At 65.0% G+C, this 17,465-nt stretch carries 11 protein-coding genes and 1 tRNA gene; 6 read left to right on the top strand and 6 right to left on the bottom strand.

The window, feature by feature from the left end; genetic code table 11:
- Positions 1-169 precede the first annotated feature (169 nt).
- From ACPDIT_RS06520 to ACPDIT_RS06500, 5 genes are all read left to right on the top strand, one after another.
- Positions 170-805 carry a lipoate--protein ligase family protein gene (locus tag ACPDIT_RS06520; protein WP_423442367.1) on the top strand — a complete coding sequence of 212 codons (636 nt, stop codon included), beginning with the start codon at positions 170-172 and terminating at the stop codon, positions 803-805.
- Positions 806-886: 81 nt separating this feature from the next.
- Positions 887-1,747, top strand: coding sequence for a peptide chain release factor N(5)-glutamine methyltransferase (gene prmC / locus ACPDIT_RS06515; RefSeq protein ID WP_423442366.1), 861 nt, complete (start codon positions 887-889; stop codon positions 1,745-1,747).
- Between the two features lie 38 nt (positions 1,748-1,785).
- Complete coding sequence (gene murA, locus ACPDIT_RS06510; RefSeq protein WP_423442365.1) at positions 1,786-3,048, top strand: UDP-N-acetylglucosamine 1-carboxyvinyltransferase; 1,263 nt, start codon at positions 1,786-1,788, stop codon at positions 3,046-3,048.
- Entirely contained in the window at positions 3,045-3,446 is a 402-nt protein-coding gene (locus ACPDIT_RS06505) for a hypothetical protein (RefSeq protein WP_423442364.1), read from the top strand. The genes murA and ACPDIT_RS06505 overlap by 4 nt, the downstream gene beginning before the upstream one ends.
- Positions 3,447-3,856: 410 nt before the next feature.
- A tRNA-Arg gene (locus ACPDIT_RS06500) sits at positions 3,857-3,932 on the top strand.
- An 81-nt stretch (positions 3,933-4,013) separates the two neighbouring features.
- Here the strand turns inward: ACPDIT_RS06500 and ACPDIT_RS06495 are convergent.
- The 6 genes from ACPDIT_RS06495 to ACPDIT_RS06470 form a co-directional block, all read right to left on the bottom strand.
- Positions 4,014-5,363 carry an MFS transporter gene (locus ACPDIT_RS06495; protein ID WP_423442363.1) on the bottom strand — a complete coding sequence of 450 codons (1,350 nt, stop codon included), beginning with the start codon at positions 5,361-5,363 and terminating at the stop codon, positions 4,014-4,016.
- Positions 5,364-5,970: 607 nt separating this feature from the next.
- Positions 5,971-6,354 (bottom strand): FHA domain-containing protein, encoded by a 384-nt coding sequence (locus ACPDIT_RS06490; RefSeq protein WP_423442362.1) that lies wholly within the window; start codon positions 6,352-6,354, stop codon positions 5,971-5,973.
- Positions 6,354-6,965 (bottom strand): polysaccharide biosynthesis/export family protein, encoded by a 612-nt coding sequence (locus ACPDIT_RS06485; RefSeq protein ID WP_423442361.1) that lies wholly within the window; start codon positions 6,963-6,965, stop codon positions 6,354-6,356. The genes ACPDIT_RS06490 and ACPDIT_RS06485 overlap by 1 nt, the downstream gene beginning before the upstream one ends.
- Positions 6,966-7,052: 87 nt before the next feature.
- Entirely contained in the window at positions 7,053-9,242 is a 2,190-nt protein-coding gene (locus tag ACPDIT_RS06480; RefSeq protein WP_423442360.1) for a GumC family protein, read from the bottom strand.
- Between the two features lie 59 nt (positions 9,243-9,301).
- On the bottom strand, positions 9,302-10,585 hold the full coding sequence (locus ACPDIT_RS06475; protein WP_423442359.1) for an outer membrane beta-barrel protein: 1,284 nt from the start codon (positions 10,583-10,585) through the stop codon (positions 9,302-9,304).
- Positions 10,586-11,585: 1,000 nt separating this feature from the next.
- Positions 11,586-12,404: a LysM peptidoglycan-binding domain-containing protein gene (locus ACPDIT_RS06470; protein WP_423442358.1), complete on the bottom strand. Its 819-nt coding sequence runs from the start codon at positions 12,402-12,404 to the stop codon at positions 11,586-11,588.
- Positions 12,405-12,999: 595 nt separating this feature from the next.
- Between ACPDIT_RS06470 and ACPDIT_RS06465 the strand changes: the two genes are divergently transcribed.
- On the top strand, positions 13,000-17,400 hold the full coding sequence (locus ACPDIT_RS06465) for an autotransporter-associated beta strand repeat-containing protein (RefSeq protein ID WP_423442357.1): 4,401 nt from the start codon (positions 13,000-13,002) through the stop codon (positions 17,398-17,400).
- Positions 17,401-17,465 lie beyond the last annotated feature (65 nt).

The raw sequence follows: 17,465 nt of genomic DNA, 5'->3' as shown, positions 1-17,465 counted from the left end.
CCCAGGTCGACTTCATGCAGCCTTTCCACGGATGACTCCTTCCGAATCCCAACCTCGCCCTGCGCTCCCGGGTGTCTCTCAGGAGCCCCGGGGCGCCCGGGATCCAGGGCCGGAGCCGTTCGAGATTTGGAATGTCTGGGAATCCGGCGCGGGGAACGCCGCTGCGAACATGGCCTGGGACGAAGCGTTGCTGCTCCACGCGGGGGAAACGAGCCGTCCCGTCCTGCGCTTCTACGGCTGGACGGAGCCGGCCGCCTCTTTCGGCTATTTTCAACGATTCGCCGACGTGGCCCGGCAGACCCCCTTGCGACCGATCGTGCGCCGACCCACCGGCGGCGGGTTGGTCCCGCACGACGCCGATTGGACCTACGCGGTGGTCCTTCCGGCCGGGCACCCGTGGTATGCCCTCCGTGCCGAGGCGAGCTATTTGCGATTGCACCGGTGGCTCCAGGCAGCCTTCGCCCGCCTGGGCATCGAGACCCGACTGGCCGCTGAACCGCGGCAGGTCCAGCCCGGCTGCTGCTTCGAAGGATACGAACGCAACGATCTGCTCTGGCAGGGACGCAAACTGGCCGGTGCGGCCCAGCGCCGCACCCGCGCCGGCCTGCTCATCCAGGGCTCCGTGCAGCCTCCCCCCGCATTCGGCATCACGCGCACGCAATGGCATCAAGCGATGCTCGAAGCCGCGCGCGAAGTCTGGTCGGTCAAATGGGAATCCTGGACCCCGCCCCTTTCGATGGAAGGCACCATGCGAAGCCTGCTGGAGACAAAGTATGGTCGGCCCGAGTATCATCAGCGCCGGTGAACCAACGCGCTCCGGCAGCACGGCTGGACCGTGTGACGATTCGATTGTCGGCCCCGGGGCCGCGCTCCTTGCGAGACCGCTGTGACGGTTTTGGAGGCCATTCAAAAAAGCACGGAGTTCCTCAGCCGGAAAGGCGTCGACTCACCCCGGCTGCAGGCGGAGCTGTTGCTGGCCCATGTGCTCCAACGGCCGCGATTGCAACTGTACCTGGAATTTGAACGCCCCCTGAGCCCGGCCGAGGTCGATGCCCTGCGCGAGTTGGTTCGTCGCCGCGGACAACGGGAACCGTTGCAGTACATCCTGGGGCGCGCAGCCTTTTGCGGCCGGGAGCTGGAAGTGAATCGTCATGTGCTCATCCCGCGCCCCGAGACCGAACAGTTGGCCGAGCGGGGTTGGACCTGGTTGCGCCAGCGGCCGGCTCCGCGCCGCGTGCTGGATGTCGGCACGGGCAGCGGTTGCTTGGCCATCGCGCTGGTGGAGCACTGTCCGGACACCCGGTGCGTGGCCGTGGATGCCTCACCGGAAGCACTGGCGGTGGCGCGCAGGAACGTGGCTGCCGCGGGGCTCTCGGACCGCATCGAACTGGTGCAGAGCCACGGGCTGTCCGCCGTGCCTGCCGAGCCGCGGTTCGATTTGGTCATCAGCAATCCGCCCTACATTCCCACCGGTGCGCTGACGACCTTGCAACCCGAGGTCCGCGACTACGAGCCCCGTCTGGCCCTCGACGGGGGCCCGGACGGCCTGGAGGCGTTTCGCTGGCTGGCCAGCGAAGCGCGTTCCCGAATCCTGCCGGACGGCCTGCTCCTGGTGGAATGCGGGGATGGACAAGCCGAAGCGGTGTCGGCATTGTTCCAAGAGTACGGCTGGAAGGTCACGGGCAAGCATTCGGATTACGCGGGAAAACCTCGATTCGTGGAGGCCCGGCCCGGACCCCCGGGTTGAATGCCGCGGTCGAGGTTCCCTAGACACAAGACGCGGTCATGGACAGTTTGCTGATCAAAGGTGGTGTCCCGTTGCACGGCGAGGTCACCATCAGCGGATCGAAAAACGCCACGCTGCCCATCATGGCCGCGGCGTTGTTGACGTCCGAACCGTGCATCATTCGACGCGTCCCGCAACTGACCGATGTGCGCTTCATGGCGCAGATTCTCACCTGGTTGGGGGCCAAGGTGACATTCCAGGGCGACGAGCTGCGCATCGAAGCCCGCAAAATCAAGGGCATCGGGGACTACGATCTGGTGCGCAAAATGCGCGGTTCCATCTGCATCATGGGCCCACTGCTGGCCCGGTTGAAAAGTGCCACGGTCTCCCTGCCGGGTGGGTGCGTCATCGGAGCGCGGCCCATTAATTTGCACCTGAAGGGATTCGAGGCCCTGGGCGCCAAAATCCAGATCTCCGGTGGCTATGTGCATGCCCGCGCCCGCAAGCTGGTGGGCACGGAGATTTTTCTCGGCGGTCGGGCGGGTTCGACCGTCTTGGGCACGGCCAACGTGATGATGGCGGCCACGCTGGCCGAGGGCATCACCGTCATCCAAAGTGCGGCGTGCGAGCCCGAAATTGTCGATTTGGCCAACTTCCTGAATGCCATGGGGGCCCGCATCACGGGCGCCGGCAGCCCCACCATCACCATCCAGGGAGTCAAAGAGCTGCACGGCGCCGAGCACGAGGTCATTCCCGACCGCATCGAGACGGCCACCTATGCCATCGCCGCCGCGGCCACCAACGGCGAGATCACCATCCACGGCTCCAACCCGGGCCATCTGACCGCGGTGCTGGACAAACTCCAGGAAGCCGGCGTGAAGATCGAACGGCGGGGACCCGATCTGATCGTCCGCCGCGGCGGTCGGCTCAAACCGGTGGATGTCACCACGCTGCCCTATGCGGGCTTTCCCACCGACGCGCAGGCCCAAATGATGGCCCTGCTCACCCTGGCCCCGGGGATCAGCATCATCACCGAGCGCATCTTCGAATCGCGTTTCATGCACGTCAGTGAGCTGGCCCGACTCGGAGCGGACATCGAGCTGGAAGGTCCCAGCGCCATCGTCAAGGGAGGCCGACCCCTCAGCGGTGCCCCCGTCATGGCCAGCGACCTCCGTGCCTCCGCGGCCCTGGTCATCGCCGGGCTGGCCGCCAAAGGGACCACGCGCGTGTTGCGTGTGTACCACATCGACCGCGGCTACGAGAACATCGACGGCAAACTGCGCGCCCTGGGGGCGCGCATCGAACGCGTGCCGGAGTCATGAATCGGCTCTGGGGCATCCTTCTCATGATAGGGCTCGTCTGGGTCGGGTATCGATTGACAGTGGTTTGGGAGGAACGCCAACAGCGGCGGGCCGCCACGGCCGCCAAGCCCGCACACGTGGATCCGCGCTCCCTCAGCGGCCTGCCGCCGCAGTGGGAGGACTCCCTGGCCGCCGCCCAAAAAGCCGGCATCAACAGCTTCCGACAATGGCTGGACATCTACGGCCCGTATGTTCAGGACCCCCGCAAGGCCTGGATTGAATTGGACTACTGCGTCCTGGTGGCGCGGTCCGATCCCAAAGAGGCCCGGCGCGTGTTCGAACGGGTGCGCCAGCGGGTGGGAACCAACTCACCGGTCTACCCTTACCTGAAAGCCCTGGAGCCCACCTACGGCCAGTAACGGCCGCCTTCCTCCCGAAGCGCCGTCCCACGGCATCCCACCTTCCTGCACCGGGGCTGCAAATCCCACGGGCAAACTGCGACTGGCACAATTGCAAACACCGGCCCATTTGATTCCGCGAGACTCACTGCTCGGAAGCTGCCCGCCGAGTCCATGCGCGATCCCGTCCGCATACTCGGCCGAGGGCGGTCCAACCGTCTCCCCACGGCACATCGTGGAAGACCTCCCCAGGGGCCCCAATCTCAGAGCCGGTTCCACGCGGGCCGCCGCCGGGCAACTCTCTCGGGCGTCCATGCTGGTTTGCTCCGGGTGAAACCTGCCCGCGTGTCCCCGGACGGCCGGCAGGCCAGGCGCAAGGTTTACGCGGGGGCAGCTCCGCGATACACTACAGAGGCGCAGTTCAACGGACTGCCCCCATAGCTCAAATGGATAGAGCAGCGGTTTCCTAAACCGCGGATCCCTGTTCGATTCAGGGTGGGGGTACCAGATTTCGCCGACCCCGGGTTGCTCGCGCTTTGAAGGGACGAAAGAGACCCGTAGCCCGGCGCACTTCGAACGAGGGCCCCGCTATTCCTCCGGCAGGGGCCGGCCCTTGGTCTCCGGCGCCCAGATGAGCGCCACCATCCCGATCAAATAGACGGAGCACATGATAACCGCGGCCATCCGGAAGGGTTCGGCCACCGCCTGTTGGCTGAGCAGCACGCTCAATTGGCCCAACAACATCGGCGCCGGCGCGGCCAAATACCGCACCGTGTTGTAACAAAAGCCCACGCCCGTGCCCCGCAGACGCGTGGGAAAGATCTCCGGGAAATAAATCGAATAACCGGCAAACACCGCCAGTTGGGCAAACCCCATCATGGGCAGCATCCAGTACGCGTCCGTGGCCGTGCGCAGGTTCAAAAACACGTAGGCCGTGGTGACCAGACAGAGCAGAAATGCGAGCAAGAACGCCAGACGCCGGCTCAACCAGGCCGCCACCACGGTGAAGGCCGTCATCCCCACAAAGGCCCCCAGATCCTGGAAGAACGTGCCCCAGCCCCGCACGGTGTCCACCGCATGCTGCGGCGCCCCCTTCAGGGCCGTGGAGATCAGCTCCGGCGAGAAAAAACCAATCCCCCACAAACCCACCATGCCGGAGACCCCCAACAACAGCCCGATGATCGCATGTCGTCGCCACCGCGGATGTCCGAACAGGTCCTTGAGCGATCCGACCTGCCGCTGGGCCTGGCCGCTGCGGGCCAGTTCCTTGGCGCGTTTCCAGGCTTCCGGTTCGCGGAGCACAAGGAGGATCGGCGCGGCCAGAAGCGAAGGCAGAATCCCCACGAAAAAGAGGATGCGCCATCCGCTCCAGTTCCCCCAGAAGTTCTCGGCTCCCGGTTGAATCCAAAGACTGATGAGCGACCCCATCATGTTGCCCACCGCCGAAAGGGCCTGCAACGCACCCAGAGCCACCGCACGGACCCGGCCCGGCACGCTTTCCGCCACCAGCGTGGTGGCTGCACCGAACATGCCTCCCACGCCCAGGCCCACCAAAAAGCGGTAGATCGTAAAGTCCACCCAGCTCTGCGCCAGCCCACACAGCCCCGTGAACCCCGAGTAGACCAGCAGGGTGGTGACCATGGTTTTGACGCGACCCCACTTGTCGCTGAGCATGCCGAAAAAGATGCCGCCCGTGGCCCAGCCCAGAATCATCGAAGTGGTGGCGTAACCGATGTATTGTTTGATGACTTCGGACGCGGTTTCCGGTCCCAGCAACTCCCGCAGAGCCGATTCCCGGGCCAGCACAAACAGGCGCTGATCCATGCAATCGAACAACCAGCCTGCCGAGGCGATGATGACCACCAGCCAGTGGTAAAGAGTGATCCGCTCTTGCTGGGAGGAAGACGCCGTTTGGGCAAGCTGGCTCGCGCCTTGCATGGCGCGCATCGTCGGCAACGATCCCGGCGAATGTCAAGCAAGAGCGGCCCGTTCGAGCATTCAGTGCCCCCTTGCCGGCGCATGCGGGAAGCACCGGTTCGCGCCGCAGACATCAGCCCTGCGACGGGTTCGCTGGGCTCGTCTCCCCACGCGCACTCCGGTCCCCGGGGACTGGCGCCGAAACGAACCGGGCCGGGCCGACTGCGAGAGGAGGCCGGAACACTGAAACTGCGTGAGGACCGGTGGCTCGGCAGAGGGGCTGCTGGGTGTGCAAGAACAACACGCTGCCCGCCCGGCCGACGAATCGGGCGCAGCAGGCAGGGCTTGGGCGCGGATCCGCCCGGACCCTTGGCCCTGAACCATCCCAAACGTACGTGGACCGTGGAATTGCCGAAAACCGGATGCGGAATTGCGGCATCAGATCGCCCGGCGGGCAGTGCTGACGGCCCAGACTACCCGTCCGACCAAGGTCAGATCGGCTTCCCTTCGCGCCCTGCGAGAGCACCCGCATGCGATCTTGAAGGGTTCTTTCCGTGGCGGGCAGGGCCGGGCGTTCTGGCATTGCGACGAGAGCCTTCCGAACCCCCGCCGAGATGCCGTCGGAGGATCAAAGTAACTGCAGGAGCAACCCTTGGAGGATCAAGGTGCCCAGGATCAGGAACCACGAGAAAGCCGAGGCGACCCACAACCGCCGGGGTTGGACGGGGGAAAGCGCAAACCGGAACCGTATGCCTCCGACCGCGAGCACATCGCCGTTGCGCAGCCGCACCTCGGAGGCGGGCTGGTCGTTGACGAGGAGGCCCGCCCGGCCGACCGCGGTCACACAAATTCCATGGGCGCGGTCCCAGTGAAACCGCAGGTGTTCATCCCACACGCCCGGGGCGTCCACTTGGATGTCACAAGCGGGGCTTCGCCCCAACGTGGCCGGCAAGCGCCGGATCCGGAGGTGCCGGCCCGCGACCGGACCGACCAGTCCCTGCAGCTCGACCATTACCAGAATCGACGCGGCACGTGGATTCGATCGCCCGGCATCACCTTGGGATCCAGCTCGGGACGCTCGATGGCCTTGCGGCAGTCCACCACCACTGTCGACCCGTCCGCGCGCACCAACAGGACGCGCGTCTTGCGCGCAAAGTCAGTGAAATCGCCGGCTGACTGGATCGCCTGCGTGACGGTGAGTTCCCCCAGCCAGGGAAACCGGCCGGGGCTCCGCACCTCCCCGCCCACGTAATAAAACCGCTCCAGCGATTTCACGGTGGCGGTGAGGCGCGTGTAGTAGCGCGAATAGCGCTCCTGAATCTCCTTCTGCAACTCCCCGGCGGTTTTGCCCGCGGCCAGCACCGAGCCAATCATCGGCAACGTGATCGTGCCGTCTTCTTTGATTCGCTCCTCATGAGGCGGAGGTGGCGGTTCCACCCCGGAGAATGTGACGGTCACGGTGTCCCCCACCCGGAACCGCTCCACGGCCGCGGCGGGAGAGGAACCGCTGGTTCCATTGGTGGGGCCGGTGGAGAGGGGCCCCGTCCAAGTCGGGGAATCAGGGAACGCGGCCGTCTCCGGGCCGGCCGTGCCGCAACCGACCAGTGAAAGAACCAAACCCAAGCCGCATGCCAATGCGGTCCATCTTCCCAAACGCGTGTGTGCGCTGTTCATGCCTGAAGAAGATCAGGTGCCGCTCGGCGGCGCCGGTCAGTATTTGGACTTGATCTCCACGCGGGCCGTGTCCGCCGAGGCCGTCTTGCCGGCCTTCTCCTTGTCCTTGTCGGAGCCGATCTTTTCCGAATCCTCGCTGCGATAGTAGTAATCGTGGTAGTACCCGCTGTAGTAGTAGTAGCTCTCGTCCTGCGAAAGGTTGATGTTGTTGAGAACGATGCCAATGAGGTTGCCCCCCACCTTCTCAATCAGCTGCTTGGCCCGAATGTTCATGGGCTGCGGATAACGCCGATACTGGATGACATGCAGCGTCAGGTCCACTTCGCTGGCCAGGATGGACGCGTCGCTCACCCCCATGATGGGCGGGGAATCAAAGAAGACGAAGTCGTAGCGCTGTTTCAGCTCGTTGATGAGATCGCGCATGGCCGCGGAGCTCAAGATCCCGAGCGAGCTGCTGGGCAGTTTGCCGCTGGGCATGAAGTCGAGGGTCGGCAACTGCGTGGTCTGAATGACCTCTTCCAGTTTGTTCTGGCGCAGGAGGTAATTGGTCAGGCCGATGGCATTGCTGACCTTCAGGCGCTTGTGAATGGCGGGCCGACGCAGGTCGGAGTCCACGATCAGCACACGCTGGTTGCTCTGGGCAAACACGGTGGCCAGGTTCAGCACGGTCGTGGTCTTGCCCTCGCCGGCGCCGGCACTGACCACCACCAGAGTGTTCAGCCGCTCATCCTTGCGCGAGAACAACAGATTCGTGCGCAACACCCGGTAGGCCTCCGCGTGGGGACTTTCGGCCCCCTCTTCCAGCAGGAGCCCGACATTCTGCGGGATCACGCCCAGCACCGGTGCACCCAGGGCGCGCTCCACGTCGTCGATGGTCTTCACACTGGTGTCCAAATACTCGATGAAGAAGGCCAGGCCCACGCCCACCACCAGGCCGATGATCACGCCGAGCATGATGTTGAGTGTTTTGTTGGGCTGGACGGGCCGCAGGCCGGGTTCGGCCCGTTCGACGATCGTGACCATGGCGGTCTTGGGCAGGTCCACATCGATTTTTTCCGCCTTCAGCTTGTTCTCCAGAAGCCGCTGGAATGCGATGAGGTTTTCCAGTTCGCGCTTTTTCTCGAAGTAGGGGCGGCTTTTCTCGACCTTCTCGATGTCCTTGCGCCGGGCGTCCTCGAACTCGGCGACGATGGAATCGAGCCGCTCTTTCAGGGACGCCACGCGCACCTCGAGGCCCCGAATCAGGCCGTCGACCCGGTTGTTGATCTTCCGCTTGAGATCTTCGATCTGGCGTTTGACGGTCACGACCGTGGGATGTTCGTCCGCATAATCGCGCCGCAATTGGATGAGGGTCTGCTCCGCCAGGTTGAGACTTTGGGCCAACTCCGTCAGTTGCGGATCGTCCCGCATGGCCGCGGAAAGCACCTGGGGCAGTTCCTCGCGGGGCACCGACTTCAGCTGCTCCAGCAGTTTCGCCTCCGCCTCGTACTGGGACTTGGCTTCGATGCGGAGGGCCTCCAGCCGGCGCACCGTCTCGGCCTCCAGCAGCAGGCTGGGGCCCGTGCCCGCCGCATCCACGTCCGAAATCTCCAGTTCCCGCCGCAGGCGATCGAGTTCCTTCTGCGTTTCGTCGATTCGTCTCTGATGTTCTTCCAGCCGCTCGACCAACACGGCGATGCCGCCCATGCTGAGCTGTTTTCGCTGCTCGATCCGGTGTTGCTGATAGCTGAGGGCAATGGCGTTGGCGATGTCCGCGGCCTCCTGAGCGTCCTCGCTGACGACGCGGATTTCGATGATGCTGGTATTGCGCCGGGGCCGCAGATCCATGCGACTACGCAGGAGCATGAGGGCTTCCTGCATCTTGAGGGGCTCGCCCCCGGCATATTTGGCCCCCCATTTGACCATGAGGTTCAGGTCATGAATGACGTTGGTAAGAATCAGTTCGGAATTGATGACTTCGAACTCTGTCTCGATGAAGTACGGGTCGTACCCCGGCGAGTAAAGGGGATCGGTAAGCCCTCGAATATCGGTGATGTCGCGTTCGACCTTGATCCGCGCGGTGCTGGCATACCGCTGCGGCAACATGTAGGTGACCAGCGTGGCGGTCAGCACCACAAGGAAAAAGACCGCCAAGATCACCGTCTTGCGGATTCGGATGATCCGCCAGTAGTCGAGGAAGTGCAGCTTGGTCTCGGGAGGAGGAGTGGCAACTTTCGTGGCGTCCATACAAAAAAGCAGGGGGCTAGCGTGCGCTTCGACCCAGCCCCCTGCAACTCACACTCGGTTCAGTAGGTGGCAGTGACTCCGATGTACACCCGGTTGCGGTCATAGGACCGACCCGGAATGTCCGAGTTCAGCCGGTCGAAATTGTAGCCGGCTTCGCAGGAGAGGAAACGGCTGATCTGATAGGTCAGGTTGATGCCTGCCGAGAAGAATTGATCGCTCTGGTCCCCGTAGAGGCCGCCGTCGAACGTGGAATCCTGGTAGCGAATGTTCCCGATGGCGACCAGTTTCGGAGTGAGCTGATGGCTGATCAGTCCATACACCGTGCTGCTCTCCTGGGAGCCGGTAATGCGGCCGCCGAAGGGAGCAACCACGTCGGTGGGGTAGAAGGAGTGAACAAAACCGATTTGGACGTTGCCGCCCCGGGCGTACCCGTAGCTGGCGCTGACATCCACGTACGGGATCCAGCTGTCCTGGTTGACCCGATCGTTATCGTAATCAATGTGGGTGGCACCCATCTTCAGCGAGGCGCTGGCATTCCGCAGGAATGCGTGATTTACGCCCGCGTAGATGTAGTGCGAAATATTGTCGCGATCCTCGGAGTATACCGGGCCCGTTTGGAGGATGGGGTTCAACCAGGCAATCTGTTGGTCCCCCAGGTAATGCGTGATCCCCAGGTTGTAACCGATGAGGGCCGTGGTCTCGGGCAGCGCCTGCCAACGCAGGTTGGCCACGATGAGGTGTTCATCCCGATCCAACAGGCCGGACAGGCTGGCCCGCTGGAATACTCCGCCCACCGTGGTCACACGGTCGTGATCATAATCCCAGTAAACGTTGTTGTAACCGAGCTGCAACCCGAGCTGCCGGGTCAATTGCGCGTTGGCGAGGAACCGCGCACGGTTGCGAAGATTGTCCCCCTCGGTCCGATAGGGCACCCCGTTGTCCAACAATTCCGGCTCCTGGGCCACAACGAACGAGTTGTCCAGGTCAATGCTGTAGCGCTCGGTAAAGGCGTGATTGAAGCGCAGGTCCACTTGATGACTGTGATCCCAGGCATCGCTGCTGCGATCCTCGAAGTACTTGCCGGAGTACAGGTACCGAAGTCCGAGGTACGTTTGTTCCAAAGGCAGGTTGAACTGAACCGACGGGCTGATGTTGAACCCGAAGCTGTCCCGCTCGTTCTGGTTGCTGTAACCGTAGGCGTAGTTGTCGTCGTAAAAACCACGCAACGTCGCCGAGACGCTCCACGTCTTGGTTGCGTCCACCCCCGCGAGCCCCGGAGAGTACGCGGATGCACCGGAAATCCCCACCGCTACCAAGCCCACAGATGCGACGATTCTTTTCATAGGCACTGCTCTCTGGTTGTTGGATGCACGCCCCGGCGTCACGTTGCCACGGCACCGAAGCCGCCTCACTGTGTACTGTCTCCTGCTGGGTCTGTCAACAAATCCGCCTCACTTTTAACGGGTTCGGTGGACCCGCGCAAGGGGAAAAGTGGCCCCCGACAAAAAACGCAGCCCCGGGCCGTGGGACCCCCGAGGGAAGGGCCGCAACGCTGCCAGGCCAACACCTCTGGTCCGAGGCTTGGCCCCGGGTTTACCCATGTCGCAATCGCGCAGCACTCCGAGCGGAAAAGCCGCGGGTCCCGACCATTCTGCAGCCGCCACGACGGCAAAAGATGCAAATGCCGGGTACGCGTGCCCGCCTCCCCAATTCTACACCTTCGGTCTTTCGGTTGTTCTCCGCCCGCAAAACCGAACAAAGACCGACGGCCGGCCGGGCGCAAAACGTGGCGCTACCATGCGCCCTCGCCCGATCGCAACGCCCAAGCGGAGTGCCGATAGCCGTGAAGGTGACGCAGTCGGCTTCCAGCGCAACCGGGTCGCGGTTCCCGCGTTCGAGCCAGAAGGTCGATCCCCTGCGCAGCCGGCCCTGCGCCGAACATCCCGCCCCTCTTTTTCCAGGCAGTGGATCGTGCTCTCCATGGGAACGCATTGGGCCGTCCCGGACCTCCGTGAGCTCGTGAGAGTTGTTTCGCTCTCATGGCGGTGGAAAGCCCGCAACGCGAGGCCCGGTTCCGATCCTCGTCAAGCCAGCGAGCGCTTCGGCACCTCGCGGTCCGAGTGTGCGCAGGCCACCGAAGAACCTTGCCGGGCCGCAGGTTCGTCCATGCAGCGGCGGGGCGTCGAGCGGGCTGTGCAGCGGGACACTGGCTTGCGCTTCCACTTGGGGCCCAAACTGCAAAAACCGGTCCTCCCTGTGGTCCGGAACCCGGCAGACCGTGAACCCAAGGTCTGACTCGCGCAGGGCCGGTCCTCCCGAGGCGGGCCATTCAATGCCACGAGCTCAACGCGCCGGTATGGTGATTCGCTGGCCGACTCGCATGCGACGGGGCTCCAACCCCGGATTGGCTTCGAGCAACGCCTGGAGGCTGACGCCGTAACGGCGGGCGATGCCGGTGGGGGTCTCGCCCGGCTGTACCACGTGGACGCGCGAACTGGAGAAGGCGGTACTGCCCGGAGCGGGCGTGGCTTCGGATGCGGTCGGACCCGGGCGAACCTGCGTTTCCGGTGCAATCGCTACAGCCCGAGGAGCACCTGGCAGAGGGCCGACGGAATCCGCGCGCGGGGCCTCCGCGCGCGGGGCCTGGGCAGCCGCGACCGCGTTGGACAGGGCTCGCGTCAGGTCCGAGGCATAGGCCTGCCACCGGCTCAGTTCAGTTTTGAGCCGCCGGTTTTCCTCGGCCAGCTGCTCGAATTCTCGCTGCAGTCCCGGCGTGATCGGCAGCGGGAGGACCGCGCGCGCCAGCTCCTGTTTACAGGCCAGGATCCGCTGCCGGACGATGTCGGCATTCTCGGCCCTGGGGCGGAGCTGCAAGTACCGTTCGTAATGGTAAATGGCCGCGGCCGGGTCGGGCACTTTGACATCGTAAAGCCAGCCAAGCTCGAAATGGGCCGAGGCCGAACGCGGGTTAACCTCCAGCGCCCGTTGAAAGGCCTCCACGGCGCCCGCGTAATCCATGCTGTTGACGCGGGCCTTGCCCGCCCGGTAATGGGGCTCTTTTTGCTCCTCCAGCAGCCCGGGCGATCCCGGCGTGCAACCGGTCGCCATCAGCCAGAGGCCCGCCATCAGCAGCGTCAGCCATGCCTTGAAGCCGCACTCCATTCGATCGGAAACTAACGACCGCCTGCCGGAGGCGCAACGCCCGCGTGGTTAGGTGCCGGGTGCAGTCTCTTGGAGGAATCCTCCGCCCCCCACCGGGAACTGCGGCGATTGCGAACCTGAGCTGACGGAAACGAGTGGAGGAAACCACCGCCAGGCCTGGCGGCGGTGGCCCTCGGCCCAGGGGCGTTGCCGTCTCTTTCAAGCATCCTGCACCCTGCGGGGCACAGCAGGGCAGACGGTTTGCTTCGAGGTGTGGAGAAAACCGGGCCGTTCTCCAGGGATCGTCCAAACAGAAGCGCTTTGGCCAATCGGAAGGCCCGGGGTTGAATTGGGCCTCGACCCGTGGAGGAGGCACAGGCGCACCCACGAGGTGCCGCGTTGCGACCCGTGGCGCCCGACAAGCAGGTGGGTCAGGGCAGCCAAATCCGATGCGGGCGAAAGAGGGCTCGCGCTGCTGACCCGATGACCAATCCTGGCCATTGACGCGTGGTAAAGGGTCGGAAAACTTTTGCCTGTGCTTGAAACAGCTCTCAACAGGGGGTGGAAGCCAGGTTTGCTCCCCGGCTACGAATCGGGGCTGTTTTCTCGGGCACGAATGTTTCCCGTCTTCCTGTTGGCCCTGTTCATCTGCGGATTCGAGGAGCCGGCGCACGCCCAGAGGCAAATGGAATCGCTGGGCCGTGGCCTGGTGGCACTGCGAAGAAGCTCCACCGAGGTTTACGTCTCCTGGCGGCACTTGGGCAACGACCCGCAAGATCTGGCTTTCAACTTGTACCGCGTCACCGGCACCACGACCAATCGTCTCAATGCCGCGCCGCTCGCCCAGACCACCGATTACGTGGATCGCCCGCCGGGATTCGCCCTGGCCCATACCTACTTTGTTCGCACCGTGCGGGGCGGGGTGGAAGTGGATGATGTCTGGGCGCATCCGCAGGGGCGCTCGGCATTCACCGTGCCGCCGAACGCGCCGGTGCCCACGGACGCTCAGGGACGCGTGGCGCCGTACCTGAGCATCCCGCTGCAGGTGCCGCCGGGTGGGACCACGCCCGACGGGGTGAGTTACACGTACTCCCCGAACGACGTGAGCCCGGGAGACCTGACAGGCGACGGTGAATACGAACTGGTGGTGAAGTGGGACCCGTCCAACAGCAAGGACAACTCGCAATCGGGCTACACCGGCAACGTGTATTTGGACGCCTACCGTCTGGACGGAACGCTGCTGTGGCGCATCGACCTGGGGCGGAACATCCGGGCGGGGGCGCATTACACGCAATTCATGGTTTACGACCTGGACGGCGACGGCCGGGCCGAAGTGGCGTGCAAAACGGCACCGGGCACGCGGGACGGTCAGGGCAACTGGGTGTTGATGCCCGGAGACAATCCCAACGCCGATTATCGAAACAGTTCCGGCTACATTCTGAGCGGGCCGGAGTATTTGACCATTTTTGACGGGCGAACCGGGGCGGCCCTGTGGACCACCAACTATCTGCCCCCGCGCGGCTCGGTCAGTTCCTGGGGCGACAGTTACGGCAACCGTGTCGACCGGTTTCTGGCGTGCGTGGCGTATCTGGACGGGGTGCGTCCCAGCCTGGTCATGTGCCGCGGCTACTACACCCGCACGGTGCTGGTGGCCTGGGACTGGCGGAACGGCCGGCTGACGCATCGCTGGACCTTCGACAGCAATGCCAGCGGCTGGAGCGCGTACGCCGGCCAGGGGAATCACAATTTGTCGGTGGCCGACGTGGACGGGGACGGGCGCGACGAGATCGTGTATGGAGCCTGTGTGATCGATGACAACGGCCGCGGCCTTTACTCCACCCGGTGGGGCCATGGCGATGCGATGCACGTTTCCGACATGGACCCCGATCGGCCCGGCTTGGAAGTCTGGCAGGTTCACGAAAGCCCCTCCGCCGTGGGCGGCGGCTCCTTTCGAGACGCCGGAACCGGAGAGTTGATCTGGGGCCTGGAAAGCACGGGCGACACGGGGCGGGGCCTGGCCGCACCCATCGACGGACGTTACCCCGGCTACCAGTTTTGGTCGTCGGTCTCGCCCGGCGTACTCAACCGTTCCGGCCAGCCGATTTCCTCGAGTCGGCCTTCCATCAATTTTGCCGTCTGGTGGGACGCGGATGTGTTGCGCGAGCTGCACGACAGCGCCGGCAGCGGCGGTCGGGATGCCAAATTGGACAAGTGGACGGGCAATGGCGTGCAGCGCCTCCTGAGCTTCTACACGGTCGACGGAGGGGCGTACAACATCAACGGCACCAAGGCCAATCCCTGCCTCAGCGGGGACATCCTCGGGGACTGGCGCGAGGAGATCCTTCTGCGCAGTGCCGACAACTCGCGACTGATGTTGTTCGTCCCGGTCAGCCCCGCCACCAATCGGTTCCGCACGTTTCTGCACGACCCCACGTATCGGCTGGCACTGGCCTGGCAAAACGTGGCCTATAATCAGCCGCCACATCCCGGTTTCTACGTGGGGCCCGGCATGGACGAACCGCCGGTCCTTCCCGTGTCCGATGCAACCGTGGCCTGGATCGGTGGCGGGGACAATCGCTGGGACGCCACAGCGGCGCGCTGGGTGGTCCACAACCTCTGGACCCAAACCGTGGTCACCAACTTTCAAAACGGCCAGTCCGTGCTTTTCGATCAGCGGGGCGCCGGCGCATCCCGGGTTACCCTGTCCGGGGTATGGCAACCTGTCCAGGTGACCGTTCATGCCCCCACCGATTACGAGTTGGCGGGCGGCGGGTTGGCGGGTTCGATGTCCCTGACCAAGGCCGGGACGGGCACGCTCACGTTGGCCAACACGAACGCATTCACCGGTCCCACGGAGGTGGCCGAGGGCGGGCTGGTGGTCAACGGGGCCCTGGTGGCCAGCCCGGTGCGGGTCCGGCCCGGGGTGTGGTTGAACAGCCGCCTGGCGGGGGCGGGGGTCCTGGGCGCAGGTGCCGTGCTGGGACGCAACTGCATTCTCGATCCGGGGCCGTCCCGCGGCGCGGCCGGAGTCCTGACCATTTCGAATCACCTGGTCCTGCAGAATGCGCGGCTGTGGTTCGATCTGTCCTCGGACCCGTCCGGAACCCTCAGCCCCGGGGATCGCGTGCGAGTGTTCGGTTCGCTCACTCTTGCCGGAACCAATCGCATCGAGCTGAACCTCCTGGCCGGGCAACTGGCTCCGGGGGTTTACCCGCTGTTGGAGTACACCGGTCCGATCACCGGGGGCCTGCCGCAATTGGAGCTGGTTCAACCGCCGGTGCCGGGTCTGGTGCTCACACAGGGGGCCGGTTTCATCGGGCTGTGGATGCCCCACCCGCTTCCGCCGGGAGGCCGCCTTCTGGTCTGGAGGGGTTCCGGGTCGCAGTGGGACCTGGGGCTGACGCCGAACTGGTTGGACGCCGGACAGCCGACCGGCTTCCGCAACGGCGATCAGGTGCGGTTTGACGACACGGGCGCGGCAGCCGCCCAGGTTGTGTTGACGGGGACGCTGGAACCGGCGCAGGTGGTCGTGGACGCCGCGACGGATTACGCGTTCACAGGGCCCGGGAGGCTTGCAGGCGCGACCCGCCTGGTCAAAGCCGGAGCCGGCACCTTGACCCTGGCCACGACCAACACCTTCCGTGGCGGCGTTGTTTTGAGCAACGGAGTCCTGGCGCTCTCCGGACCGGAGCCGGGGGGTCTGACCGCCAACGAGTTCGCGCCGGGAACCGGCCCGATCCTGTTCCACGGCGGCACGCTCCAACTGTACGGTTACGGTCTCCGCGACAATACCAGTACCTACGGACGATTGACCAACCAGTTGGTGGTGCCGCCCGGACAGCGCGGGATCGTTCGCGCCGGACCGCGTCAGACGCTGGCCAGCCCCGTGACCGGCAGCGGCACACTGGAGCTCCACGTCGATTATGTTCGGGGCGAGGTCACCGGCGACTGGACAACCTTTTCCGGTCGACTGCTGGTCCGGGCCTCCACCGGCACACCGGCCTCCTCGACCTACGACGATTTCCGGGTGGGCACCGCGGCCGGTTTCCCACGGGCCCGGGTTCATCTGGGCACCGGTGTGGCCATGTACAGTCGCGCGCCCGCCAACAGCGTGATCCCCATCGGCGAACTCGCCGCCGAGGAAGGGGCCCTGATGCTGGCCGGCGGCGGATCCGGTTTGGGCGCGCAAAACGCGGTGACCTGGCAGGTCGGCGGCCTCGACACCTCTGCAACGAACGCCGCCCTCCTCAGTGGCGCCATCGCACTTGTCAAAGAGGGCACCGGCACATGGGCGTTGAGCGGTTCCAACAGCTACACGGGCTCGACCTTCGTGCGGCGCGGGACCCTGGTCGTGTCCGGTGACCAACGGGCCGCCACGGGCATGGTGCAGGTGCTGCCCGGAGCTGTCCTGGCGGGCACGGGAGTGATCGGTGGCGTGACCACGGTGGAAGGATCCCTGCGTCCAGGTGGTCCGGAGCCGGGTACACTCACCTTCGCGCGCGACCTGGTGCTGACGTCGGGGGCAGAGACTTCGATGAAGCTCGCCGGGGCCCCGCCCTTGCACGACCGCCTGGTCGTGGAAGGCACCTGTCGGTTGGGAGGCCGGCTCCGCGTCGTGGCCCTGAGCCCCGATCCCTTCCAGGCCGGACAGCGGTTCCGCCTCATTCAGGCCGCAACCTTGTGGGGCAGCTTCGCCGAATACGAGCTTCCCGAAATCGAGCCGGGCCTGAGATGGCGCACCGACCGGCTCGGCGTGGATGGAACCCTCTGGGTGGTGCGGACCGACCCGCCCCGGCTCAGGCATGTGGCACGGGCAGGGGAGCAGCTCGTGCTTCGCGCAGACCAGGGCACACCGGGCTGGCCGGTGCGGCTCCTGCGCAGCGCGGACCTGACACGACCCCTGCCAGAATGGGAGGTCGTGGCGGAAGCGGCGTTCGACGAGTCGGGCGCCATCGAGATGGCAGTCCCCGTTGACGGTGTCCAACCGGCCGCATTCTTCTGCCTCCAGGTGCCGTGAACGAAAACTGCCAGGTCGGGGAACGGGCGACCCGCCCGCCGGTGCAGGGCCACCGGACGACCGCT

Source organism: Limisphaera sp. VF-2 (genome assembly GCF_049537125.1).
Classification (GTDB): domain Bacteria; phylum Verrucomicrobiota; class Verrucomicrobiia; order Limisphaerales; family Limisphaeraceae; genus Limisphaera.
The sequence above is the reverse complement of the archived record's forward strand: the minus strand, read 5'-3'. Positions and strand labels throughout refer to the sequence as shown.